This window comes from Alteromonas sp. (genome assembly GCF_984505615.1).
Genome location: NZ_CFHOXV010000002.1, coordinates 197,948 through 223,096, shown reverse-complemented (window position 1 = coordinate 223,096; position 25,149 = coordinate 197,948). Strand labels below are relative to the sequence as shown.

The following is a 25,149-nucleotide window of genomic DNA, read 5'->3' as shown; positions in this document are numbered from 1 at the left end:
TTGCCACCGGTGGCAAATTTAACACTGTCCAGTTCACACATGCACTTTCATTTATAAATATGTGTGAACATGGCTGTCATACCCTACGACACCCATTGTTGATTTCGTGCCGCTGTTAAGCACCCTACAACAATGCAGGACGAACTGAGCAGAGGAACACCATGAATAAAAACCGTTTCCGTAAAAACCCTGTATTCAGCGCGATGATTGTTGCGCTGAGCTGTTCTACTTCTTCCATGGCATTTGCACAGGAAGTACAAACTGAAGATACCACAGCAGAAGATTATGAAATCATTGAAGTCAGCGGCTTTCGTGGCGCGCTGAACCGTGCATTGTTTGAAAAACGCAGTGCTGTGACTTCAAAAGAAACCATACTCAGTGAAGACATTGGTAAATTTCCGGACCTGAATATTGCAGAGTCATTGCAACGGGTACCGGGTGTGGCAATTTCCCGCGAAGGGGGTGAAGGTCGCCAGATTACGCTGCGCGGCTTAGGTCCTGACTTCACCCGTACCACGTTAAATGGAATGGAAGTCCCGTCCAGTACCGACGGAACCGATTCCGGTGGTGGTGTAAACGGTGGCCGTGCTTTTGACTTCAACGTCTTTGCCTCTGAATTATTTAACCGGGTAGACATTCAGAAAACCTCGTCTGCATCTACGGAAGAAGGCGGTATTGCTGGTACTGTCGACCTGTATTCCGCGAAACCTTTCTCTAATCCGGGCTTTCACGTAGCTGCGTCAGGTCAGGCCGGCTATAACGATGTTACGGAAGAAGTCGATCCGCGCATGGTCTTTATGATCAGCAACACCTTTGCTGACGACACCATCGGCGCACTGTTTTCCGTTGCCAAATCACAGCGTACCGTCCGCCAGGAAGGTTTCGGCACCGTCCGCTGGACCACGCCGGTAAGAGACGGAGGTGGCATTTATACCGACACCGGGAACACAACCATCAACGGTACAATCAATACCGGTCCCTGTGAGGCTGACGGCGAAGCTGTCGACCCGGTAAACTGTTTATGGACACCCCGCCTGCCCCGCTATGATTTCTTCGGTAACAATCAGGACCGTCTGGGCATAACCGGTTCATTGCAATTTGCAGTCGGAGACGCAGGTACAATCACTTTCGATACCCTGCATTCCACGCTGGAGAACCAGCGTACCATGTACAACAACTTTGAAATGTTCCGCAGCACATTCAGCGATATCACACCGGTGTCACTGACAGTGGATGAAAGCGGTAAGCAGGTTGTTGCCGGTACCTTTGACAATATGACATCCCGGGTAGAGAGTCGTCAGCAGTTATCAGAAACCGACTTCAGCCAGTATGTGCTGAGTGGTGAGTTCTATTTATCTGATGAACTGAAAATGAATGCTATGGCCGGTACCGCTAAATCAGACGCCCGTTCTGAACAGTACCGCTATAACATGACGAACCTGACACCCCATACGTTCAGTTTTGATTTCAGTGGCAATGCCAATGTTCCGGTGATGGATTACGGTTACGATATCACCGACGCCAGCCTGTACGATTTATCTGATGGCCGGTTACGGGCCACTGACGTTGAACGCAAGAACGACACCGCGAAAGTCGACTTTATCTATACCAATGACAGTGTAGAAATCAAAATGGGTATGGCCTGGAACGACCGTACCGTCGCCTACAGTGAAGAGCAAATTAACGGCTTCCCTGATCAGGACTCGGCGGTAGGATTTGCAGAACTCATCCCTTACGACGACTTTGGTAACGGATTTGACGGAGAACTGAATCGCTTTATTGTGGCTGACTTTGGTGCTATCGAGTCTCAGCTGCTGGATAAAACCTGGACTCCCCGTACAGAGCAAAGCTGGGAAGTTGGCGAAGAAACGCTGGGTGGTTACCTTGAGTTTAATTCTGAGTACGATATCGCTGACATGAGCTTACGCACTAACTTCGGTATGCGTTATGTGAAAACCACGTCCACGGCCTCGGGCTACATTCAGCTGGATGAAGTCACTGTTGAGAACGACTATGACAATTTCCTGCCGTCGATGAACCTGTCTTTGTCGGTGACTGAAGATGTCATTGCCCGTCTGGGTTTATCACGCACGATGACCCGTCCTAGCCTCAGTTCACTGAACCCGGGTAATCCTTCATTTTCTTACGTAAACGGTACTGTCAGTTCCGGTAACCCGTATCTGGACCCGTTCACGTCTAACAACGTCGATTTGGGACTTGAATGGTACTTTGCGGAAGAGTCTTTACTGGCAGCTAACTACTTCTATAAAGATATAGAAACGTTTATCACCTCAGCAACAGAAGAGCGCCTGGTTGATGCGGTATATCTGCCATTTATTGATTCTGATCCGCAGTATGATCCTGCACTGGCCCTCGACCCGCGTACTGTGCCGTATACACATACCTCACCAGTAAACGGTGAAGGCACTACGGTAAATGGTTTTGAGATTATTTATCAGCAGCCTTTCCGTTTTCTGCCGGCTCCGTTTGACGGTTTAGGCACGGTGATGAACTATACCCGTGTGTCAGCAGGTGAAATTACCGGGCTTTCAAAAAATACCTATAATGCGACCCTCTATTATGAGCGGGAAGATTACGGTATCCGCCTGTCGCTGAACAAACGTGATGACTACATTACGGATTACAGCGGCAGTAACGGTAACGCGGAAGAAGCCACTACCGGCCCGACATACGTTGATTTGTCTGCTTATTACAATTACAACGAGAACCTCACATTTACCATCGAAGGCATTAACCTCACTGATGAATATGAGCGTTTGTTTACCACCGGTGACGGTTCACAAAACCTTATCCGTGAATACAACCATACAGGCACTCAGATCTTCCTGGGGGCCAGATACACCATGTAATTGCAGCCTTGCCGGATAATAAATATCCGGCATGGTCTGACGACGACACAAACTAAAAAGGCTTCCCCCCGGGAAGCCTTTTTCAGTATTACTGAACGTTAATTAATTCAGTTACACGCTGGCAAGATGTTGGGTAGCTGAACCGCTACCCTCAGCCTTTCCCGGCTGATTCACCATTTCAACAGCTTTCGCCAGTGCCTCTTTACGTGTTACACATACTGTTACACCGCTTTGATGCGCATTGATATTATTCAGTACCGTGTTAACCGCTTCAACAGCACCGCACATCAGTACCTGGCGGCCAGCGGCCTTAGCATCAGAAGTAATGGTCTCAACGGCCATGGCAGCGGAAACATCCATGGTTGGTACACGACTGAAATCGAGGATCAGGGCACTTGAACCACGACTGACTTTTTCGCGGACATGATGCCCTAAGTCTGCGGCAGCACCAAAGCTCAGAGGACCACCGAAACTGAAAATCTGCACCTTGCCTTTCGTCTGCTTGAGCAGCGCATCTTCTTCCGGATCCTGAAGAGTGTCAGGGATCTTCTTCACTTCATCTAACTGCAGTTGTGCAACCTGCTTAACATAGGCCAGGGCAGCCAGAACAACACCCACACCTACTGCCGTAATCAAATCGACAAATACAGTCAGGCCCAGTACCAGCAGCATCAGCGCGAAGTCCCAGCGAGGCCCGGTGTGGGCACGCTTCAGATAACTCCAGTCGATAATATCAAGACCTACCTTCACCAGAATACCAGCCAGAACAGCATGAGGGATCTTAGCCGCAAGAGGGCTCAGACCCAGCACAATAGCCAGTAACACAAGTGCGTGAACCATGCCTGATAAACGGTCTTTACCACCGCTGCGGATATTCACCACAGTACGCATGGTTGCACCGGCACCGGCAATACCACCAATCAAACCGGCAACCGTGTTACCCACACCCTGCCCGATCAGTTCTTTGTTACTGTCGTGACGTGTACGGGTCATGTTATCAGCAACCAGCGAAGTCAATAATGAGTCGATAGCACCCAGAATGGCCAGAATGAAGGCAGCCTCGAACACTAGCAGCGCCTTAGACTGGTCGAATACAGGCAAGTGCAACTCAGGCAATCCTGTAGGAATGTCACCTAATACCGGGGTTTCCAGAGACAAACTCACCAGTGTGCCGATGATAAGGGCAGCCAGCGCGCCGGGTACAATTTTGCCAAGTTTGGCAGGCCACTTATAAGCAATAATAAGCGTGCCCAATCCCAGACCCAGGGTCACAAAATCGATATCAGCAAGAGCCGTAGGCAGATAGATTAATGCGCCCATTGTACCGCCCGGAGGCTCATGGCCCATTAACCGTCCCAGTTGCAGGATGATGATGATCGCACCAATGCCTGACATAAAACCGGAAATAACCGGATAAGGTACAAGCCGGATATACTGACCAACTCCGGTGAAACCCATTATGATTTGCAACAAACCGGCAAGCATAACAGCGGTAAATATGAGGCCTAAGTCACCCGACAGAGATGCAAACAGACCAGCCAGAACCACAACCATCGGACCTGTCGGACCGGAAATTTGCGATGGTGTACCACCCAGCAAAGCTGCAAAGAAACCTACGGCAATCGCGCCGTATAAACCCGCCATCGGGCCTACGCCCGACGCAACACCTAACGCCAGCGCGAGAGGTAGAGCAACAATACCGGCCGTTAACCCGCCGGTAAGGTCACCACGTACATTATTAAATAAGCCTTTCATGGGTTATTCCCCCTTGCTGTCTTTTTTACCGAAAGGCTTACCGCCGTAAACCTCTTGCAACAGTCTGAATTCTTCAGCTTTTTCGTCATAGCAAAGTACATTGCCTGACTCTATGTCGTACACCCAGCCATGCAATTGCACCTGCTTAGTGGCAATTTTAGCTGCAACGGCAGGATGGGTTCTGATGTGCTGTATTTGCTGTAACACGTTTTCTTTAGTGACTTCATCAAGGTGATCAGCTGTCAGCTTTCCGTGTTTTTCTTTCACCACTTCTGTGGCACAACGACAGTGACTCAACCAGTCTTTTACATGCGGCAGGGCGTCTAACTTTTCAGGTGCCAGTGCGCCTTTCATTGCACCGCAGTCTGAGTGCCCGCAAATGATGATATGGCTTACGCCCAGAGCCGCTACGGCAAACTCGATCGACGCTGTCATACCACCGGTATGATTTGAATGCGGCGGCACAATGTTGCCCGCGTTACGGCAGATAAAGAGGTCACCCGGGCCGGTTTGAGTCACGAGGTTGGGGTCGATTCTCGAATCAGCGCAGGTGATGAACAGGACTTCAGGATTTTGGCCGTTTGCCAGTTTCTGAAAAACTTCTTTGTTTTTCGGAAAGACTTCTTTTTGAAACTTGGCAACGCCGGAAATGACATGATCCATGATAATTACCTCATATTAACATATTGTTATCATTATTTTCTAAAGAAAGTTTTAACTGATAGCTTTATAGAAAAACACCGTATCTCGCGATAGATAAAAACTATCAACATGAGATAAGTATCAATAATGCAGTCAGTTGAACGATAACGCAGTTAGCGGAGGTAAAGCAAAGGGGCCAAATCGCCGCCCCTTTTTAAAAGGCCGGTACGGAAGTACCGGCAGGTTGGGAAAGGTAAGTTACCTATTGTTGAAACTGAATCGTTTCAACTTTGATATTTTTACTGTCAGCCTGATTAAGATAGTCTTTCACCAGCTCTTTTACATCAAAGGCTACAGATTTACTCTTGGAGAAATCCAGTACAACTTTTGAGTTGCCGGGAATCGAGTTCAGCTTTTTCAGAATGCTTGGTTTGTTGAAGAAAGACACTTCTTCGGCCATAACAATGTGGTGCGTTTTGCTGCCACCTTCGTCTTCGTTCACTGTTTCAGTGAACTGGTACGAGTTGCGGTAGCTATGTTTAAGCGTAAAGAAAACACTCACACCCAGACCAACAACAACACCGGTCAGCAAGTCTGTGAACAACATTACGCCAATGGTAATGATAAACGGCAGGAACTGCTCCCAACCCGTTTTGTACATGACTTTGAACATAGCAGGCTTAGCCAGCTTATAACCCACAGTAATCAGGATAGCTGCCAGAGAAGCCAGCGGGATCTGATTCAGCATAGACGCAGCGGCAAACACAGCAATTAACAGAAACACACCGTGCAGAATGGCTGAAACTTTCGTTTTACCACCAAACGCAATGTTCGCAGAACTGCGTACAATTACCTGAGTGATTGGCAGACCACCAACCAGACCAGACACGATGTTACCGATACCCTGCGCTTTCAGTTCGCGGTTTGTGGGCGTGGTATTTTTCTGCGGGTCCAGTTTATCAGTCGCTTCAACACAAAGCAGTGTTTCGATGCTGGCAACCGCCGCCATAACAAGCGCGATGGTGAATACATCAATGTTCAGCATCTCCGAAAACGCCGGAAACGCCATTTCTGCCTTGAACGCCTCGAAGCTGTCGATAACCGGTAAACTTACCAGTTGATCAGACTGCAGAGGCATACCAGCCTGAGCCAGCATGATTGAAGCTACGATACCCAGTAACACAACGACAATCGGTCCCTGAATCAGCTGGAAGATTTTATGTGCTTTTGTAAGGTACTTATCCCAAATCACCAGCAGCGCAAGAGACACTGCCGAAATGGCAATAGCAGCCGGAGACATCATAGAAACCGCGTGCTCAATGGCAGAGAACGTATTCTCACCGTTAACCTGATTAAAGGCTTCTTCGCCCAGAAAATCAGAGTGCCAGCCGAACAGGTATGGCAATTGTTTAAGTACGATAAGCAAACCGATACCGGCAAGCATACCAGTGATAACTGACGTCGGGAAAAAGTACGCGACAAATCCGGCACGCATGAAGCCCAGAATTAGCTGGAACACACCCGCCAGAACCACAGCACAAAGGAATAACTCCCAGCTTCCCAGAGTACCGATGGCATCAAAAACGATAACAGCAAGACCCGCCGCCGGACCACTCACACCAAGGCGTGAACCACTGGCCAGACCGACGATAATACCACCGACGATTCCGGCGATTACGCCGGAAAATAACGGTGCGCCGGACGCCAGGGCGATACCCAGGCACAACGGCAGAGCTACAAAGAAAACGACAATACTGGCAGGTAAATCGCTTTTAATTTCTTTGAACGATAGATCAAATTTCATAGGCTATCCTTATGCGCCTGCTACCAGAGTGCGCTCGGCATAGGCCTGTTCCATTTCCTTGAACGTTTCCGTTTTCGGGTCATAACAATGGATCATGCCGGTTTCAATGTCGTAAACCCAACCGTGAAGCTGAACGGCTTTCGTAGCCAGCTTCGCAGCAACAGCAGGGTGAGTGCGTAGGTGTTGTAACTGCTGTAACACGTTTTCTTTGGTTACTTCGCCAAGCTGATCGGCAGTCAGTTCGCCGTGCTTTTCTTTCACAACTTCGGTTGCACAACGGCAGTGACCCAGCCATTCTTTTACATGTGGCAGGCTGTCCAGTTTCTCAGGGGCTAATGCACCTTTCATTGCGCCACAGTCTGTGTGGCCGCATACAACAATGTGCGTTACGCCCAGAGCAGCAACAGCAAATTCGATAGAGGCAGTCATGCCACCGGTTTGATTGCTATGTGGAGGTACAATGTTGCCGGCATTACGGCAGATAAACAGTTCACCCGGGTCTGTCTGGGTAACCAGGTTAGGATCGATACGGGAATCGGCACAAGTGATGAACAACACTTCCGGATTCTGACCGTTAGCTAATTTTTGGAAAGTTTCCTTTTTCTCAGGATAAACATCACGCTGGAATTTAGCTACGCCAGAGATTACGTGGTCCATTTAATACTCCTAAATTAAATTGAATAAAATACTGCTACATTCAGATACTATTAAGATTGACTGATAGCTTTATAGAATTATAGAGTAAATGGAGATAGCAATAAGCTATCAGAGACAGCGGATTTTAATCGAGTTAGCAGGACTACACCATGTTATTCAACGGCAAAACCCCATCGTTGAACCAGATCAGGTACTTCGTTACCGTCGCAAAACACCTCAATTTTCGCAGGGCGGCAAATATTTTAGGGATCAGTCAGCCCACGTTAACCAGCCAGATCAGTGCGCTTGAAAACACATTGGGTCTGATTTTGTTCGAACGTTCCCGATCAGGCACGCTGTTATCAGCACAGGGGAAGTCGTTACTTGAATACGCAGAAGCTGTGCTTCAGTCGACGATGCAGTTTGGTGAGATGGCACGGTCACTTGCTCAGGGCGAATCCACAACCTACCGGTTGGGGATCCCGCCGACGCTGGGCCCTTATCTGCTGCCCCATATTCTGCCGGACATTCATCGTCTGCGTCCCGGGCTGAAATTCTATGTCCGCGAAGCAGCCCCCAAACAATTGCTGCAAGGCCTGCTGACCGGCGAATTCGATATCACTTTGTCTCCCATGTCGAACCGCGACTCGCAAATTCAGGTTCAGCCTTTGTTTATAGAACCGCTGAAATTTGTATTGCCGGCAGACCATCCAATGTCCGGCAGGCAATTTATTGAACCGGAAGAAATTAGGGGCCAGAAAATTATGGCACTGGAAGACCGGCATCACTTTCACTATCAGGTACAGGAAATTTGTACTCAACTGGGTGCAAATGTCGACCGCGACTATGAGGGGACGAGTCTGGATACCTTGCGGCAGATGGTTGTTATGGGCATGGGAATGGCTTTTATGCCCGGACTCTATGTTCATTCTGAGTTGCATAACCCGGAAGCCCTTCACGTGTGTGAACTCGCTGATATGCCGGTAGTACGTCAGCACATGCTGGCATGGCGGAACACCTCCCCTGCCCGCGCTACGTTCAGAGAACTGGCGAGTCTGATGCGAAGTGTGATCAGCGACCGGCTGGCCACAGCGGTATCAGTCACTGATATTTCCCCGTCATAAGCAAGGTAAACCATTAGCCGGATATTGTGGCAGCTTCACCGCTGCCTTTCACAATCTATGAATTTAAGTGATACATTTAGCAAAACCAGTGAAATTAACTCATCCGCGCTATGTTAGACCGTCAACACCTCAAAATTATTGCTGCCATTCATGACTACGGCACGCTCACAGAAGCCGCCGGACATCTGCATCTGACCCAGTCTGCACTGAGTCATAGTATGAAAAAGCTGGAACAGCACAGCGGTGCACCGCTATGGGAAAAAGATGGCAGACGACTGCGACTGACGGATGCCGGCAATGCAGTACTTAATCTTGCCCACCGGCTGTTACCCCAGTTTGAACACACGGAAGAGCAGCTGCGTCAGATCGCCTCGGGTAAACAAGGCGTGCTGCGCATCGGAATGGAATGCCATCCTTGCTATCAATGGCTCCTGAAGGTCGTCAAACCGTTTCTGGCGGATTATCCGGGGGTAGATGTAGACGTACGTCAAAAGTTTACGTTCGGAGGCCTGCAGGCGCTGCACGGCTATGATATTGATCTGCTTTTAACACCTGACCCTCTTCACTTGCCCTCTTTGCAATACGAGCCGGTATTCGGCTATGAGCAGGTGCTGGTAATGAGCCGCGACCACAGACTGGCAGCCAGTGAATGGGTACCGCCAGAAGCGCTGGCAGAAGAAACCTTACTGACCTATCCGGTAGAGCCGTCCAGACTGGACATCTTCTCTCACTTTCTGACGCCTGCAGGCTGTACAGTGAAAAAGCACAAAACCATTGAAACCACTGAAATCATGTTGCAAATGATCAGTGCCGGCCGGGGTATAGGTGCACTGCCTAAATGGCTTATTGAAGAGCAGGACGGCAGCTTAAACCTGACAACTGTCAGGCCGGGGGAAAACGGTATCGCCAAGTCACTGCACATGGGGTTCAGAAAGAGTGATGCTGATGCACCGTTTATCAGAGCCTTTATCGGACTCGCCAGAGCGTTAGGTACGCCCTGAGCAGGAGCAGCATGCCAATTAAAAAGAAACAGACAGATACGCTTTAAACGGCTGGCAGTTGCGGCGTTTCACCCGGGCGGCACAACAATACCTGACAATGATGTTGGGTCAACGCCGTTCCCATATCTGAAAGCCAGCTGTGATAATCATCTTCACTGGCACAAAACACGGCTTTTATATCGTGTTTTTTCACCAGAGAAAGCAGCTCACTGGCGTAACGCAGTTCAACACCCAGTATAAAGGTGCGGTGATGCCAGGGCTCTTCATTCATAAAATAAGCCAGATGAAACGCAGGATTTTGCTGAATTCTGGTCGCCAGCTGGTATGACGGATAGTCAGTTCCTGCCACCACCACCGCCGCTGCGGGTTGCGCTCTGAAACGTCTGAAAATACGTCGGATGTTAATCATTCATCGATAAAGCTTAACCGGTAGCACTTTACCCTCCGGCTTTGCTGGTTTAAGGTTATACAGTACAAATATAATAAATTAATTCTTTTGCAGAACCAAAGCAGTTTGCCACTGACAACGGGTTCATGCTTTGCATTTTCAGGCTCAGGACCGGCGCACATACGCCTTCATTACTTAATCAGAGCCCTCACTATGAACAAAAAAATTTACTGTCTGACAGCCATTCTCAGCTTAATGGCGGCCGATGCGATAAGCTGTCAGTTCCATGAGCCGACGGAAAATAACATTCCCCAGTTTCCGCCGCTGAAACCTGCGTTGCATCCGGTCATGTTGCAGCATTTCAGTCCGCCGGTACAGGCCCCTATTCAGGTTTCACTGTCGGTGTCTAATGATGCCTTTAACCGCGCCAACCTGCTACTGAGCTATGAAGTCCACCCTGATTATCATAATGTGAAAGCTGACATTATTGCCGGCAAAGGCGTAAGGATAATGGGAAGAGACAGTCTTTATCTCACCCGCCTGAAAGAAGACAAGCAAATTCAGTATCGCAGTGGCAGCGGCGACGATAAACGGGTAAGAGTGCGCATTTCTGCAGTGCGTAACGGTGTGCCTGTTATTGTAGAAAAAAGAATTGATTTGACGACATAAAAAACGGTGCCGGAGCACCGTTTTTCAATGATTTTTAAGCAGACCCGACGTTTAGTTTTTTACCCACTGCAATAACAAATTATTGGCCGGCATTTCATGGATGTTCTCCAGCGTGAGTGCCGGCGCCCATGCCTGCAACTCCTGTATATCCCGGTAACCGCCATAGCCACTGGCTATCAGATGTTGATGAAACTCTCTGTTACTTTCGCTGCTGAATGCACCGTTGTCTGTAAACGGGCCATACTGGCAAAATACTGCACCTTGCGGCAGTGATTCAGACAGGCTCTGCATCATCATTTTAATTTCGGCTTTCTGCATAATATGAGCAGTATTCGCTGAATAAACACCGTCATATTCAGAAAACGGCAACCTGTCTTTGCCCACGGTGAGGTTAAGCGGCGGTAGCAAATTTTCAGACGGGTACGCAGCTATCCATTTCAGTACCCCTTCGTGATACTGCGGCTGATCACTGGTCTGCCATATCAGGTGAGGTAACAAGGGTGCAATGTGCACCGCATGCTGTCCGGTGCCACTGCCCACCTCAAGCACACGCTTACATTGACTCAGGGCCACTTCCAAAATGGCAGAAATGGGCCCTTTGTTATTTTCGCATGCCTGTGAGAAAGGCAGTTCATCAGTCATAAGTGACTCCGGCTGTCAGGCGGGTTAATCATCCAGATTCGGTGCTAACCATTTTTCAGCTTCTTCTGTGCTCCAGCCTTTGCGCTGTGCGTAATCTTCAAGCTGATCACGCTGGATTTTTGCCACAGCGAAATATCTGGATTCAGGGTGCGAGAAATACCAGCCTGATACTGCTGCTCCCGGCCACATAGCATAACTTTCAGTCAGCTTCATGGTGGTATGCGCTTCGGCATCGAGCAAATCCCAAATCAACTGCTTCTCAGTGTGCTCAGGACAGGCTGCATAACCGGGTGCAGGACGGATCCCCTGGTACTTCTCGCGGATGAGCGCATCGTTGTCGAAGTTCTCATCAGGCGCAAAGCCCCAGTAGTCTTTTCTCACCTGCTCGTGCAGATATTCAGCAAACGCTTCTGCCAAACGGTCAGCCACGGCTTTCACCATGATGGCGTTGTAGTCGTCTCCGGCTTTGTTGTAGGACTCAGCCAGCTCGTCTTCACCGATACCGCCGGTAACAGCGAACGCACCGATGTAGTCAGCAATTCCACTTTGCTTCTCAGCAACGAAGTCTGCCAGACAATAGTTGGCAAACTTGTCTTTCAATGTTTGCTGACGCAAATGACGGGAAACGCCCAGCACGGCATCGCGGTTATCATCCTGATAAATTTCAATATCATCGCCAACCCGGTTAGCAGGGAATAAACCAATTACTCCTTTTGCCTGCAGGCTGCCATCAGCAATGACTTTATCCAGCATTTTATTGGCATCGGCATACAGCTCTTTTGCCTGCTCACCCACCACTTCATCATCAAGAATGCGGGGGAATTTACCGGCCAGTGACCAGGTCAAAAAGAACGGTGTCCAGTCGATATAATCTCTTAATATCGCCAAATCGACGGACACAGGTGTTACGCCCGGCGTTTTAGGCTTTACAGGCAGAACAGAGTAGTCCGGCTTATACGCATTAGCCCGCGCTTCTGCCAGCGTAACCGGCTTACTGCGGGGTTGTTTCCGGGCATGCTGGGCCCGTACTTTTTCGTATTCGTCTGACAGCTCTTTTTCAAAGTCTTTGCGGGACTCAGGGTTAATCAGCTTCTGGCACACACCCACGGCGCGGCTGGCATTAGGTACATAAGCGACCGGATGGCTGTAGTTTTGCTCAATTTTCACCGCAGTATGGGCTTTGGAGGTCGTCGCACCGCCGATAAGCAGTGGTAAATCTAACCCCAGGCGCTCCATTTCTTTGGCCACGTGTACCATTTCGTCCAGCGACGGGGTTATAAGACCGGATAACCCGATCATATCCACGTTTTCTTCTCTGGCCACCTGCAAAATCGTAGCGCAGGGCACCATCACACCCAAATCTACTACTTCGAAATTGTTACATTGCAGTACCACGCCAACGATGTTCTTGCCGATATCGTGCACGTCGCCTTTAACGGTGGCCATCAGGATTTTACCGTTACTCGATGACTTGCCGTCCTTTTCCGCTTCGATAAACGGTTGCAGGTGAGCAACCGCTTTTTTCATCACCCGGGCAGACTTAACCACCTGGGGCAGAAACATTTTACCTTCACCAAACAGATCACCGACCACGTTCATGCCGTCCATTAACGGCCCTTCAATTACGTGCAGCGGACGTTCAGCCGCCAGTCTGGCTTCTTCAGTATCTTCAATGATGTAATCGGTAATACCTTTAACCAGCGCATGTTCAAGCCGCTTGTTCACCGGCTGCTCACGCCACGAAAGATCTTCTGCCGCCGCGGCTTTGCCATCGCCCTGATATTTGGGTGCGATGTCCAGCAGACGCTCAGTGCCGTCTTCACGACGGTTCAGGATCACATCTTCCACAGCTTCACGGAGTTCTTCAGGGATCTGATCATACACTTCCAGCTGACCGGCATTCACAATGCCCATATCCATACCCGCACGGATAGCGTGATACAAAAACACCGAGTGCATGGCTTCACGTACCGGGTTATTGCCCCGGAACGAGAATGAAATATTAGATAAACCACCGCTGATATGGGCGTAAGGACAGGTCTGACGGATAACGCGGGTGGCTTCAATAAAGTCCACCGCATAATTGTTATGTTCTTCAATGCCCGTCGCGACAGCAAAAATATTCGGGTCGAAAATGATATCTTCCGGCGGGAATCCGACCTCTTCGGTAAGCACCTTATAGCTGCGCTGACAAATCTCAATTTTACGCGCTTTGGTATCGGCCTGGCCGGTTTCATCAAACGCCATGACCACCGTTGCGGCACCGTAGCGCTTGATCAATTTAGCCTGATGAACAAACTGCTCTTTCCCCTCTTTCAGGCTGATTGAGTTCACAATCGCCTTTCCCTGAACGCACTTGAGTCCGGTTTCAATGACTTCCCACTTTGATGAGTCAATCATGATCGGAACACGGCAAATATCAGGCTCTGAAGCAATGAGGTTCAGAAATGTACGCATGGCCTCAACAGAATCTAACATGGCTTCGTCCATGTTGATGTCTATCACCTGCGCACCGTTTTCCACCTGCTGGCGGGCTACATCGAGGGCTTTCTCGTACTCGGCATTTAAAATTAAGCGTTTGAATACGGCCGATCCGGTAACGTTTGTCCGTTCACCGACATTAATAAAGGTTGAAAACTCTGCTGTCACAATAACACCTTAGTGAACAAAAGGTTCTAGCCCGGAAAGGCGCATTTTAGGTTCAAAAACCGGTACGGTACGTGGTTTCACGTCTTTTACCGCTTCTGCCATGGCACGAATATGTTCAGGTGTACTGCCGCAACAACCACCTACCACATTCACCAGACCGGACTCTGCCCATTCTTTAATGTGTGCTGCCATTTCTTCTGCGCCCAAATCATATTCACCGAACTCATTGGGTAGACCGGCATTGGGGTGAGCCGAGACCAGGCATTCAGAAATATTACTGATTTCTTCAACGTACTGACGCAGCAAATCCGGACCCAATGCACAGTTGAGGCCCATAGATACCGGCGATACATGACGCATGGAATAGTAAAAGGCTTCCGCAGTTTGTCCTGACAAGGTTCTGCCCGATGCATCGGTAATAGTACCTGATACCATCACCGGTGCGCGCTCACCGCGTTTCTCAAATACGGTTTCTACCGCGAATACTGCCGCTTTGGCATTCAGGGTATCAAAGATAGTTTCTATCAAAATAATATCTGAACCGCCATCTAACAGCGCTTCTGTGGACTCGATGTAGGCTTCTACCAGCTCGTCAAAGGTTACATTCCGCTTGCCGGGGTCATTTACATCCGGTGAAATTGACGCTGTGCGGTTTGTGGGACCGAGGACCCCTGCCACATACCGGGGCTTATCCGGTGTTTTTGCAGTAAATTCATCACAGGCTTTACGGGCCAGCTTAGCAGCAGCAAGGTTAATGTCTTTCGACTGCGCTTCCATGTCGTAATCTGCCATGGCGATGGTGGTAGCATTGAACGTATTGGTTTCAATGATATCTGCACCGGCTTCAAGATAAGCGCAATGGATATTGTAAATAATGTCCGGCTGAGTAATTGCCAGCAAATCATTATTGCCTTTTACATCGCAATGCCAGTTTGCAAATGCCTCACCACGATAATCGGCTTCTTCCAGTTTGTGCTCCTGGATCATAGTACCCATGGCACCGTCCAGAATCAAAACGCGCTTTGCCGCTGCATCCAGAAGTTGTTGTTTTGTACCTGATGTCACTTATTACCTCTTTGGCCGGGGTTTCTCAGCCAGCTGACTCAAATCATAAGGTGTTGTCTGATAAACATAGTAGTTCAGCCAGTTATTAAACAGCAGACTACCATGGGAGCGCCAGCGAACTAAAGGCGCTTTTGCGGGGTCATCGTCCGTAAAATAGTTAGCCGGCACTGCCGGATGGGCGTCCGCCTGTAAATCACGGAAATACTCGTCATGCAGAGTTTCCGGGTCGTATTCAGGATGCCCGGTAACAAACACCATACGCTTATCTTCAGATGCGATGGTGTATGCACCCGCCTCATCAGATTCCGTAATGACCTTCAAACCTTCAACACTGTTATATTCGCCGGAGTCAATATACCCGAAACGGGAATGAGGCGCATAAAAAACCGGATCGAAACCTCTCAGCAGCTCGTTATAAGGATCGAGCACTTTATGCTCAAACACACCAGACAGTTTGGTTTCTCTGAGTTTTCTCTGCACACCGTAGAAATGATACATCGCCGCATGAGCAGCCCAGCACAGATAGAGTGTGGATTGCACATTACGTTGTGCCCACTCCAAAATCTCTGTCATCTGATCCCAGTATTTCACTTCCTCATAAGGCAAGTGAGCCAGCGGTGCACCTGTTACGATTAAACCGTCGTATTTCTTATCAGCAATTTCAGAAAAGTCGTGATAGAAGGCGTCCATGTGAGATTGAGGCGTGTGCTTTGGCGCTAATTTGTCTACGCGGATCAGGTTCACGTTCACCTGCAGAGGTGTGTTAGACAGCAAACGTAAGATTTGCACTTCCGTTTCAATTTTATTGGGCATGAGATTCAGGATCCCCACTTCCATGGGGCGAATATCCTGTGTCGCTGCGCGGGTGCTGTCCATAGTGAAGATATTCTCACCTGACAACACATCCTGCGCGGGAAGTTGTTCGGGAATACAAATAGGCATGGCAGCTCCAACAATTAACGGATAATAACGTTATTGTGGCTAAATCCCGATAGATGTCAACATCTTTACGGCTGGACGTCTAAACGGCTTAACGCGCCAGCCGTTCTGATGTTAGAACGACGAGATCACTGTTACTCCCGCAGTGGTTGACGTGTCCAGCGTAGTCAGAGCCTCAATAGATTCCGCCAGAGAAATGGTACGCCCAAGCAGTTTTTCAGGCTTCAGTTTCCCGGACATTATCATAGAAAGCATAGCATCGTACCGGAAAGCCTGCATGCCATGACTGCCAATGATTTCCAGCTCATCACCAATCACACGGCCCATGGGAATAGCCGGTGTTGCATGCTCTGCCATTAACAGGCCAACCTGAATATGTTTACCGAGTTTGCGCAGTGACTGAACAGAATTGACACAAGTGACAGAGTGACCCAGCGCATCCATTGATACATGAGCACCACCCTGCGTGATCTCTCTGATTGCTTCGGGCACGCTGGCCACTTGTGATGCATTGAGCGTAACCGCCGCGCCCACCTGTTTCGCCAGGGCCAGTTTGTCATCCTGCAAGTCCACGGCAATAACGTTTGCGCCCAGTGCACTGGCTATCATTACTGCGGACAGACCAACACCACCGCAACCATGTACGGCCACCCACTGTCCTGCAGAAACTTTTCCCTGATCGACAACAGCGCGGAATGATGTAACAAACCGGCACCCGAGGCTGGCCGCGGTTACAAAGTCGAGATGCTCAGGTAATGCCACAAGGTTTACATCGGCCTGATCAACCGTGGTGTATTGAGCAAAAGATCCCCAGTGAGTAAAGCCGGGCTGTGTTTGATTGCCGCATACCTGATGATTACCTGAGTGACACTCGGGGCAACTCCCGCAGGCATTGATAAACGGAACTGTGACGCGGTCACCGGTTTTGAAGCGCTTCACATCTTTTCCAACGGCTTCAACAATACCGGCAAACTCATGGCCGGGAACATGCGGAACAACCACGTCAGTATCATGACCTTGCCAGCAGTGCCAGTCGCTTCGACACACACCGGTTGCTTCAACCTTAATAACAACACCGTGACTCGCCGGCGTCGGGTCGGCCACATTTTGAATAACCGGCATCTGTGCAAATTTCTCGAATACGACAGCTTTCATTGTTGTTCCTCCAGAATTATGATTTATCAACAGATTAAAAGATACTGAAGGGGATTATCTTGCTTTCATGTACGGAAACACGCCAAAATAGGTAAGAAAGCTCTCTTTTAACCCACAAAATAAGAAGACTATGCCCGTAAAACCTCTTGATAAGACAGACAAGGCTATTTTAGACCTGTTACAGCACGATGGCAGGTTAACTAACAGCAAAATAGCCAGCCACCTGTCGCTAAGCGAAAGTCCGTGCTGGCGCCGCCTGAAGCGTCTTGAGGATGATGGTTATATCTGTGATTATCAGGCTAATCTGGACCGGAGAAAATTAGGGCTTGGCGTTGTTGCATTTGTTCAGCTTACGGTATCTGAACATGATGAAACCAGTACGAAGAAGTTTGAACAGATTATACTGGCTTCAGAACATGTTCTAGCTTGCCACAATACTACCGGAGAGTCTGACTTTCTGTTACAGGTAGTCGCGAGGGACTTAGATGATTACAGCCACTTTGTTGAGAGTTACTTGCGCAAATTGCCGGGCGTGACTGCCATTCGCTCCAGTTTGTCACTACGCGAAATTAAGAGCGCTACCCGTTTACCTGTCCGGTGAGCTTTATCCCCGCTGACGGTGCATGCTGATAAGCAGCTCAGCTTCAGCCCGGGGCAGGTCGCAGGCTTGCATTACCTCTTCGACGTCAGCGCCTGCTTTAACCAGTTCAGCGGCACGGGTGTATAAGCGCATGGACGGGTCCTGACTTTTTACTTCACGTAACTGGTTTTCGAGTTGCGTGCATTGATCTGCCAGCTCCCGCATGTGTTTGCCCTGTACCATTGAACGGGTTTGCATTTCACCGTTCTGGTTTTCCAGGTCATTAATTTCCAGTTGCAGGGTATCGATGTGTTCTTTTTGATAGCGGACAGTATCGTCGAGTTGTTTAAACTGACGGTTGAAGAAAAAGTACATCCATATAACAGCAATGACGGCGAGTAACCCTGTAGCAACAGCGAGTAAAGATAGTGCCGGCACGTCCATATTGATGTGTTTTCTCCCTTTGGTAATAGCACTGTGCCGGGCAGCACAGCGAAGATACAGGCATAGATGAGCGCCCGCCGGATTAGCAGGCGCTGTATGAAGTTAAAGACTGCTCAGTTCATCCCACTCGTCATCACTGAGAAGCTTATTAAGATCTACCAGAATCAGCAATTCACCATCGCGGTTACTCACGCCCTGAATGAACTTGGCGCTCTCTTCAGTACCCACGTTAGGTGCACTATCAATTTCAGATGATTTCAGATAAACCACTTCGGCAACACTGTCTACCAGGATGCCGACAACCTGCTCATCGGATTCGATAATTACAATCCGTGTGTTGTCGGTAATATCGGTTGGCATAAGGCCAAAGCGGGCGCGGGTATCAATAACCGTCACAACATTACCACGCAGATTGATAATGCCTAACACGTAATCCGGTGCACCGGGAACAGGCGCAATTTCGGTATAGCGTAAGACTTCCTGAACCTGCATTACGTTAATACCGTAAGTTTCGTCACCTAAGCGATAGGTAACCCACTGAAGCACCTGATCGTTATCCGGCGCGTTATTCGTTGTGCTCTTGTCATTCATGAACCTGGCTCCCCGGGCTATGGCGTCTGGTCGTTACTGCCTAAGCCGCTATTTAGCATTGCGATTAACTGATATACGTCTATTAACGCACACATTTTTTCTTTTACCATGCCCGCTAACCATGGACGCTTGCCTCCTGACTCGCGCCATTTTACCTCGTCCCTGGTCAGTGTAACGGTGTTGACCAGTTTGTCGCTGGCTAAGCCCCACAAACTGTCCCCTAACATAATAAGATACTGATAGTTTAGCGTTTCTGCGAGATTTTGGTCGTATTTTTCTGGCATAACCCACATTGCAGTATCGACAACGTTTATTTTTTGATCACGATGAAGCATTACGCCCTTGAACCATTTGGGTTTTCCTATCAGTCCACCCACTTTTTCAATCCGGTGAATGCCACCTAAAGTGATGAGCGGCACAGCGAGTGTTAATCCTGCCACCTCGAAAAAGAGTGCCTGAAAACGATTTTCCAGCATGTCTTTCACAGGCGTGGTTTTAACCGGCGGAGGTACTGCCCCGCTCAGTTGTTCAACGGCTGTGTCGGTAACCTCTTCAGTTACTGGCGGCGCTATGACCGGCTCAGCCACAGGAGCAACCACAGGTTCTTTGGCGATAATGTCCGCCGTGGCCTGTTCCAGCAAACGGGCAGTGTTAGCCGTTACTTCAGCCGGATCTTCCGGGCTTTGTAACAAGCTGTCGAGATACGCCTGCATCACATCTTCGCGGGCGAAGGGCGTACTTTTACTCATAGCTGACTCACTGCTCCAGTTCATCTAACAATTTGGTGTAGGCGTAAACGCCCCGCGCTTTCGGATAGACAACAGACGCAGGCGACTGCGCCTGGCTGGCATCACGGAAGCGGGTATCCACAGGAATCATCCCGTGCCAAACCTTATCACCGTAATCTTCATTCAGTTTTTGTAGTGCCTGGATGGCCGCATTCGTCCGGCGGTCAAACATAGTCGGCACTATTAATGTATCAAATTCTTTTCTTAACGAACGGCCCATAATCTCAAGTGTATGGATCATCCGGTCAAGGCCCTTTAATGCCAGAAATTCGGTCTGCACGGGCACAATGACTTTATGGCATGCAGCCAGCGCATTAACCATCAACACGCCAAGTACCGGCGGACAATCCAGCAACACATAGTCAAATTCGTTGCGTACAGTATCCAGTGCCTTTTTGAGAATAAGCCCCATACCGTTTTGCATACCCATTTGCCTGTCCAGCGTGGCAAGTGCCATTGAGGCAGGCAAAATATACAGACTGTCTAATTTTGTCGGACACAAACAGTCAAGCACTCTATCGGCAGTAATCTGTTCATGATTAATAAAAATATCGTAAACAGAAGCATTTAACTCCTCGGCATCCATACCAAAATAATAACTCAGCGATGCATGAGGGTCGGTATCAATAAGCAGAACGCGCTTTCCCTGTTGCGCCAGAATGCCGCCCAGCGTCACGGTGGTAGTGGTCTTCCCTACCCCGCCTTTCTGGTTAGCAATCGTCCATATTTTCAACCTTCAACTCCTGCTGACTGAACTATTTCTGCATCATTTCCGTGAGTATGCACGAAGCGATATTATCAATGGCTATGCTTTTTTCTGCGATGTTCGCTTTCGCAACCGCCTGTGGCATACCGTATACCACACAGGTGTCCTGATCCTGCGCCCACACTTTGGCGCCTTTACGGTGAAGAGCTTCACAGCCTTCACGTCCATCAGATCCCATGCCCGTCAGAATAATACTCAGTACATCGCCGCCGTAAATATCCACCAGACTGTTAAGTGTAATATCCACACTGGGTTTGTAGGTATCTTTCTCATGTTCATGGGCATCACGGAGAACAATATTCGGCAGTGACATAGACTCTACTACCATTTGCTTGCCTCCGGGCGCAAGATAAGCGCAACCGGGTTTAAGAATATCCCCGTGTTCAGCTTCTTTTACCGAAATCTCGCAGTTATTGTTCAGCCGCTGGGCGAACGCATTAGTAAACGTGCCGGGCATATGCTGAACCAATAAAATCGGATATGGAAAGTTAGCCGGCAGCCCTGACAACACTTTTTGCAATGCCACAGGACCACCTGTAGAGGCCCCGATGGCCAGACATTTATACCGCTTTCCTGATGCCTTAACTTTAGAAACAGTAGGCTGGGATGCAGTTTCAGTACGTCCGGTGAGGATAGACGAGCTTTTAAAGAACGTCGCTTTAGGGGCATTGGCAGGCATTGGTGGAGCGGGCTTTGCCGCTGGCTCTCTGCGTGAAATCACAGGCCGGCGTATGCCGACACCACGCCGGGCCAGTAAACGCACTTTAGTCCGCAGTAAGCCCACGGCCTCTTTACGCTCTTTAGATATTTCCTCAAATTTCTTTGGCAGAAAATCCAGCGCACCGGCTTCCAGCGCGTCAAGCGTTGCCTGAGCACCTTCATGAGTCAGAGATGAAAACATGAGAATAGGTACAGGGCGTTTCTGCATGATCGCTTTTACAGCGGAAATACCGTCCATAACCGGCATTTCCACATCCATTGTCACCACATCGGGTGACAACTTCATCAGCATATCCAGTGCTTCTTCACCGTTTTTGGCTTCGCCAACAACCTCGAGTTCTCTGTCCTCATCCAGAATTTCGCGTACACGACGACGATAAAACGTCGAATCGTCCACAACAAGGACTTTAAAAGCCATAGTAATGATGTTCCTTTAATTGCGACTATGACCTGCGCGCATATCGCTTAAGCAGACTCGGGATATCAAGAATTAACGCGATTCCGCCATCCGATGTAATGGTTGCACCAGCCATACCCGGTGTACCTTGTAACAAGGCATCCAGTGGCTTGATCACCACTTCTTCCTGACCAATCAATGCATCCACCACGAAGCCCACCTGCTGTGTACCTATTTGCACTACAACAACATGGCCTTTTTCTTTCTCGATATTTTTCGGGCCGCGGATAAGCCATTCACCAAGGAAGAATAACGGGATAGCCTTAGAGCGGACGATCATCGTCAACTGACCATCTACCGTATTGGTTTTCTTGATGTCCATGTTGATAATTTCGTTAACAGCGCCCAATGGCAATGCAAAGGTTTGCTGACCGACAACAATCATCAGAGTTGGCAGGATTGCCAGTGTTAACGGTACTTTGATTTCTAACCGGGTGCCTTTACCCAGATGAGAATCAATGTTTACGGTACCATTCAGCTGGTTGATTTTAGTTTTAACCACGTCCATGCCCACACCACGACCGGAGATATCACTGATCTCTGTCTTGGTAGAGAAGCCCGGCGCGAATATCAGATTAAACGCTTCCACATCAGACATACGGGCGGCGGCATCAGCATCAAGCACGCCACGACTGATAGCGATTTCTTTCAGCTTTTCCGGATCCATCCCTTTACCATCATCGGTGATAGTAAGCAGGATATGATCGCCTTCCTGTGATGCTGCCAGTTTCACTGTACCCATGCGCGGTTTTCCCGCATTGGCACGATCATCCGGCATTTCAATTCCATGGTCGACGGAGTTACGCACCAGGTGAACCAGGGGATCGGCCAGCGCCTCAACCAGGTTTTTATCCAGATCCGTTTCTTCCCCTTCAAGCTCAAGGGTAATTTCTTTTTTCAGGCTACGGGCAAGGTCGCGGACAACCCTGGGGAAACGACCGAAGACTTTCTTAATGGGCTGCATGCGGGTTTTCATTACCGCGCCCTGAAGATCACCGGTCACCACATCCAGGTTAGCGATAGCCTTCGACATATCTTCGTCATTGGTATTGATACCAAGGCTTAACAAGCGGTTACGAACCAGCACCAACTCACCGACCATATTCATAATCTGGTCAAGGCGTTTGGTGTCTACCCGAACAGTAGTTTCTGCCTGCGGGGCTTTTTCTTCTTTCTTAGGTGCAGCTTTTGCAGCAGGTGCTGCGGGCTTGGAAGGGGCAGCGGGTGCGGCTGGCGCAGCCGGAGCCGCTTTTGCGGCCGGAGCAGGTGCAGCAGCTTTAGCAGGTTGAGCCGGCTTGGCAGGCTCTGCAGGTTTAGACTGTTCCGCTTTGGCAGCCTGAACGGCTTTAGTTGCCTGAGTGTCAACTTCAACACCACCGGCAATGCCGGGTCCCTGACCTTTACCGTGTAACTGGTCTAGCAAAGCTTCAAATTCGTCATCGGTGATTTCGTCACCGTCAGAACCGGCTGCAGCCTGTTCCGCTGCCGGTGCTGCGGCCGCCGGTGTAGCGGCAGGTGCGGCATCGCCACCAAACTGTCCTTTACCGTGAAGCTCGTCTAACAGAGCCTCAAATTCATCATCGGTGATATCTTCACCATCTCCGCCTGCGGCTGCTGCCGGAGCGGGCGCAGGTGCAGCTGGCTTTGCAGGTGCATCTGCCGACGGTCTGCCGGGCGCACCGGAACCATGTAGCTGGTCCAGTAATGCTTCAAATTCATCTTCGCTGATATCTTCAATGCTGTTATCACCGGCAGGCTCTGCAACAGCGGTGGCTTCCGGTGCAACCGGTACCTCTTCAACAATCAGCTCAGGCTCTTCTGCTACCGGCACTTCTTCTGCCGGTGCTGCCGTTTCCCCGCCAAAAATATTTTCGCCGGGGGCTTCTGGCTTGCTCAACTTATGCAGAACATCAACAAGATTTGAATCAGCGGCTTCGAGTGGCTCACGGGCTTTTACCCGCTCAAACATTTCCACTACGACGTCTGTCGCTTGCAGAATGACATCCATTAATTCCGGCGTCAGTGTACGCTGGCCATTACGCATTACGTCAAAGACGTTTTCTGCGCCGTGACAAATCTCAACCAGTTCAGTCAGAGATAAGAAACCTGCGCCACCTTTTACCGTGTGATATCCACGGAAAATCGCGTTGAGGAGGTCAGCGTCTTCCGGATTATTCTCCAGGTCAACTAACTGTTCCTGTAATTGTTCCAGGATTTCTCCGGCTTCGACCAGAAAGTCCTGTAATATATCCTCATCAACATCAAACGACATTCATTCGCTCCCCTAAAAACCAAGGCTCGACAGGAGATCATCCACGTCATCCTGGCCTTGTACTACGTCATCCCGCTTCTCAGCGTTCATGATTGGCCCTTCCGCTTCAACAGCGTCCGGTTTATTCGTGGTGCTCTGTGCTTTAACAGGTGCATCCCGTTCACCGAACACGGTCAGCATATTCACAAGGCTGTCTTCGACTTCTTTCACCAGATCAATCACTCTGCGAATAACCTGGCCTGTCAAATCCTGATAACCCTGTGCCATTAATACTTCGGTCAAAAGGCTGTTAAGTTTAGAAGAATCTTTCGACATGTCCTTAAACAGGGCGTCGATATCCATACATAAACTCTTGAATTCACCGAGCTCAATCTGACGGGTCATAAGCTTTTGCCATTCAGGCTCAATAGCTGTGATCCGGTCTGATAAAGATTCAGCAATGGGCATACAGGACTCTACAGCGTCCATTGTAGTATTAGCCGCTTTTTCAGTTTCTTCAATTACGTAGGTGAGACGCGTTTGCGCATCAGGAATATCGTCATTAGCCAGACCAGCAATTCGCTCGTCTAACTGGAAGGTGTTGAGGGCGTCATGAAGTTGACGGGTAAGTTTGCCAACTTCAGCAAAAAGTTCGACAGACTCTTTGGCAGATACGGCCTCAAGCAGGGCGTTGGCGGAATCGTCATCGCCCTGCTCAAGATATGCTACCAGCTGTTTTGCTTCTTCGAGCGAAATAGGGACTTTTTTAGTAGGAGACATCCAGTAATCCTCTTCTCTGGCGGGAGCGGCTGGATCAACCTAAACGCTCAAAAATCTTGTCGAGTTTTTCCTTAAGTGTAGCGGCTGTGAAAGGCTTCACAACATATCCGTTTACACCTGCCTGTGCTGCAGCAACGATTTGCTCTTTTTTCGCTTCAGCTGTCACCATCAATACTGGCAAGTGCTTGAGTTTGTCGTCTGCACGAATAGCGCGTAACAGGTCGATACCCTGCATACCTGGCATGTTCCAGTCGGTCACGACAAATTCAAAGTCGCCTTGCTGGAGCATGGGGAGGGCCGTACTTCCATCGTCAGCTTCCTGAATATTGGAAAATCCAAGATCTTTAAGCAGGTTCTTTATGATTCGTCTCATAGTAGAGAAGTCGTCTACTACAAGAATTTTCATACTCTTGTCCAAAATAGCCTCCGGTGA

General features: G+C 49.3%; 23 protein-coding genes. 5 read left to right on the top strand and 18 right to left on the bottom strand.

The features are described from left to right. Positions 1-161 precede the first annotated feature (161 nt). A complete protein-coding gene (locus AC4PME_RS02585) occupies positions 162-2,870 on the top strand; it encodes a TonB-dependent receptor (protein WP_491045114.1) in 2,709 nt (902 codons plus the stop codon). A gap of 111 nt (positions 2,871-2,981) precedes the next feature. Here the strand turns inward: AC4PME_RS02585 and AC4PME_RS02580 are convergent, their stop codons facing one another. The 4 genes from AC4PME_RS02580 to AC4PME_RS02565 all read right to left on the bottom strand — a co-directional run bounded on the left by AC4PME_RS02580 (position 2,982) and on the right by AC4PME_RS02565 (position 7,728). Next, positions 2,982-4,625, bottom strand: coding sequence for a SulP family inorganic anion transporter (locus AC4PME_RS02580; RefSeq protein WP_491045113.1), 1,644 nt, complete (start codon positions 4,623-4,625; stop codon positions 2,982-2,984). A gap of 3 nt (positions 4,626-4,628) precedes the next feature. Next, positions 4,629-5,288 (bottom strand): carbonic anhydrase, encoded by a 660-nt coding sequence (locus AC4PME_RS02575; protein ID WP_474844683.1) that lies wholly within the window; start codon positions 5,286-5,288, stop codon positions 4,629-4,631. Positions 5,289-5,529: 241 nt separating this feature from the next. Then, positions 5,530-7,071 carry a SulP family inorganic anion transporter gene (locus AC4PME_RS02570; RefSeq protein ID WP_491045112.1) on the bottom strand — a complete coding sequence of 514 codons (1,542 nt, stop codon included), beginning with the start codon at positions 7,069-7,071 and terminating at the stop codon, positions 5,530-5,532. Positions 7,072-7,080: 9 nt separating this feature from the next. Then, positions 7,081-7,728: a carbonic anhydrase gene (locus tag AC4PME_RS02565; protein WP_303574352.1), complete on the bottom strand. Its 648-nt coding sequence runs from the start codon at positions 7,726-7,728 to the stop codon at positions 7,081-7,083. A gap of 149 nt (positions 7,729-7,877) precedes the next feature. Between AC4PME_RS02565 and AC4PME_RS02560 the strand changes: the two genes are divergently transcribed. Both AC4PME_RS02560 and AC4PME_RS02555 read left to right on the top strand, forming a co-directional pair. After that, on the top strand, positions 7,878-8,831 hold the full coding sequence (locus AC4PME_RS02560; protein WP_119500596.1) for a hydrogen peroxide-inducible genes activator: 954 nt from the start codon (positions 7,878-7,880) through the stop codon (positions 8,829-8,831). 110 nt (positions 8,832-8,941) lie between these two features. Further along, a complete protein-coding gene (locus tag AC4PME_RS02555) occupies positions 8,942-9,832 on the top strand; it encodes a LysR family transcriptional regulator (RefSeq protein ID WP_491045111.1) in 891 nt (296 codons plus the stop codon). A 43-nt stretch (positions 9,833-9,875) separates the two neighbouring features. On the opposite strand, the gene AC4PME_RS02550 is transcribed toward AC4PME_RS02555, so the two are convergent. Further along, positions 9,876-10,241 (bottom strand): hypothetical protein, encoded by a 366-nt coding sequence (locus AC4PME_RS02550; protein WP_490708523.1) that lies wholly within the window; start codon positions 10,239-10,241, stop codon positions 9,876-9,878. 192 nt (positions 10,242-10,433) lie between these two features. On the opposite strand from AC4PME_RS02550, the gene AC4PME_RS02545 reads away from it, so the two are divergent. Next, on the top strand, positions 10,434-10,889 hold the full coding sequence (locus AC4PME_RS02545; RefSeq protein ID WP_303574355.1) for a hypothetical protein: 456 nt from the start codon (positions 10,434-10,436) through the stop codon (positions 10,887-10,889). A gap of 51 nt (positions 10,890-10,940) precedes the next feature. On the opposite strand, the gene AC4PME_RS02540 is transcribed toward AC4PME_RS02545, so the two are convergent. From AC4PME_RS02540 to AC4PME_RS02520, 5 genes are all read right to left on the bottom strand, one after another. Further along, positions 10,941-11,531, bottom strand: coding sequence for a DUF938 domain-containing protein (locus AC4PME_RS02540; protein WP_491045110.1), 591 nt, complete (start codon positions 11,529-11,531; stop codon positions 10,941-10,943). Positions 11,532-11,555: 24 nt separating this feature from the next. Continuing rightward, positions 11,556-14,180: a methionine synthase gene (gene metH / locus AC4PME_RS02535; RefSeq protein ID WP_491045109.1), complete on the bottom strand. Its 2,625-nt coding sequence runs from the start codon at positions 14,178-14,180 to the stop codon at positions 11,556-11,558. A gap of 9 nt (positions 14,181-14,189) precedes the next feature. Beyond that, positions 14,190-15,245 (bottom strand): homocysteine S-methyltransferase family protein, encoded by a 1,056-nt coding sequence (locus AC4PME_RS02530; protein WP_491045108.1) that lies wholly within the window; start codon positions 15,243-15,245, stop codon positions 14,190-14,192. A 3-nt stretch (positions 15,246-15,248) separates the two neighbouring features. After that, a complete protein-coding gene (gene metA / locus AC4PME_RS02525; protein WP_119503335.1) occupies positions 15,249-16,187 on the bottom strand; it encodes a homoserine O-acetyltransferase MetA in 939 nt (312 codons plus the stop codon). A 111-nt stretch (positions 16,188-16,298) separates the two neighbouring features. Next, complete coding sequence (locus AC4PME_RS02520) at positions 16,299-17,339, bottom strand: zinc-dependent alcohol dehydrogenase family protein (protein ID WP_491045107.1); 1,041 nt, start codon at positions 17,337-17,339, stop codon at positions 16,299-16,301. A gap of 130 nt (positions 17,340-17,469) precedes the next feature. Here AC4PME_RS02520 and AC4PME_RS02515 point away from each other — a divergent pair, with 130 nt between their 5' ends. Then, complete coding sequence (locus AC4PME_RS02515) at positions 17,470-17,940, top strand: Lrp/AsnC family transcriptional regulator (RefSeq protein ID WP_491045106.1); 471 nt, start codon at positions 17,470-17,472, stop codon at positions 17,938-17,940. 3 nt (positions 17,941-17,943) lie between these two features. On the opposite strand, the gene AC4PME_RS02510 is transcribed toward AC4PME_RS02515, so the two are convergent. The 8 genes from AC4PME_RS02510 to cheY all read right to left on the bottom strand — a co-directional run bounded on the left by AC4PME_RS02510 (position 17,944) and on the right by cheY (position 25,134). After that, complete coding sequence (locus AC4PME_RS02510) at positions 17,944-18,363, bottom strand: DUF2802 domain-containing protein (RefSeq protein WP_232373500.1); 420 nt, start codon at positions 18,361-18,363, stop codon at positions 17,944-17,946. A gap of 102 nt (positions 18,364-18,465) precedes the next feature. Then, entirely contained in the window at positions 18,466-18,954 is a 489-nt protein-coding gene (locus AC4PME_RS02505) for a chemotaxis protein CheW (RefSeq protein WP_119500587.1), read from the bottom strand. Between the two features lie 17 nt (positions 18,955-18,971). Further along, complete coding sequence (locus AC4PME_RS02500) at positions 18,972-19,703, bottom strand: chemotaxis protein CheW (protein ID WP_119503333.1); 732 nt, start codon at positions 19,701-19,703, stop codon at positions 18,972-18,974. Positions 19,704-19,710: 7 nt separating this feature from the next. After that, positions 19,711-20,475 carry a ParA family protein gene (locus AC4PME_RS02495; RefSeq protein WP_119500586.1) on the bottom strand — a complete coding sequence of 255 codons (765 nt, stop codon included), beginning with the start codon at positions 20,473-20,475 and terminating at the stop codon, positions 19,711-19,713. A gap of 22 nt (positions 20,476-20,497) precedes the next feature. Next, positions 20,498-21,646 (bottom strand): protein-glutamate methylesterase/protein-glutamine glutaminase, encoded by a 1,149-nt coding sequence (locus tag AC4PME_RS02490; RefSeq protein WP_119500585.1) that lies wholly within the window; start codon positions 21,644-21,646, stop codon positions 20,498-20,500. A gap of 25 nt (positions 21,647-21,671) precedes the next feature. Continuing rightward, positions 21,672-23,957 carry a chemotaxis protein CheA gene (locus tag AC4PME_RS02485; RefSeq protein WP_491045105.1) on the bottom strand — a complete coding sequence of 762 codons (2,286 nt, stop codon included), beginning with the start codon at positions 23,955-23,957 and terminating at the stop codon, positions 21,672-21,674. Positions 23,958-23,969: 12 nt separating this feature from the next. Beyond that, entirely contained in the window at positions 23,970-24,716 is a 747-nt protein-coding gene (locus AC4PME_RS02480) for a protein phosphatase CheZ (RefSeq protein WP_490708513.1), read from the bottom strand. 34 nt (positions 24,717-24,750) lie between these two features. After that, entirely contained in the window at positions 24,751-25,134 is a 384-nt protein-coding gene (gene cheY, locus AC4PME_RS02475; RefSeq protein WP_119500582.1) for a chemotaxis response regulator CheY, read from the bottom strand. Between the last annotated feature and the right edge of the window lie 15 nt (positions 25,135-25,149).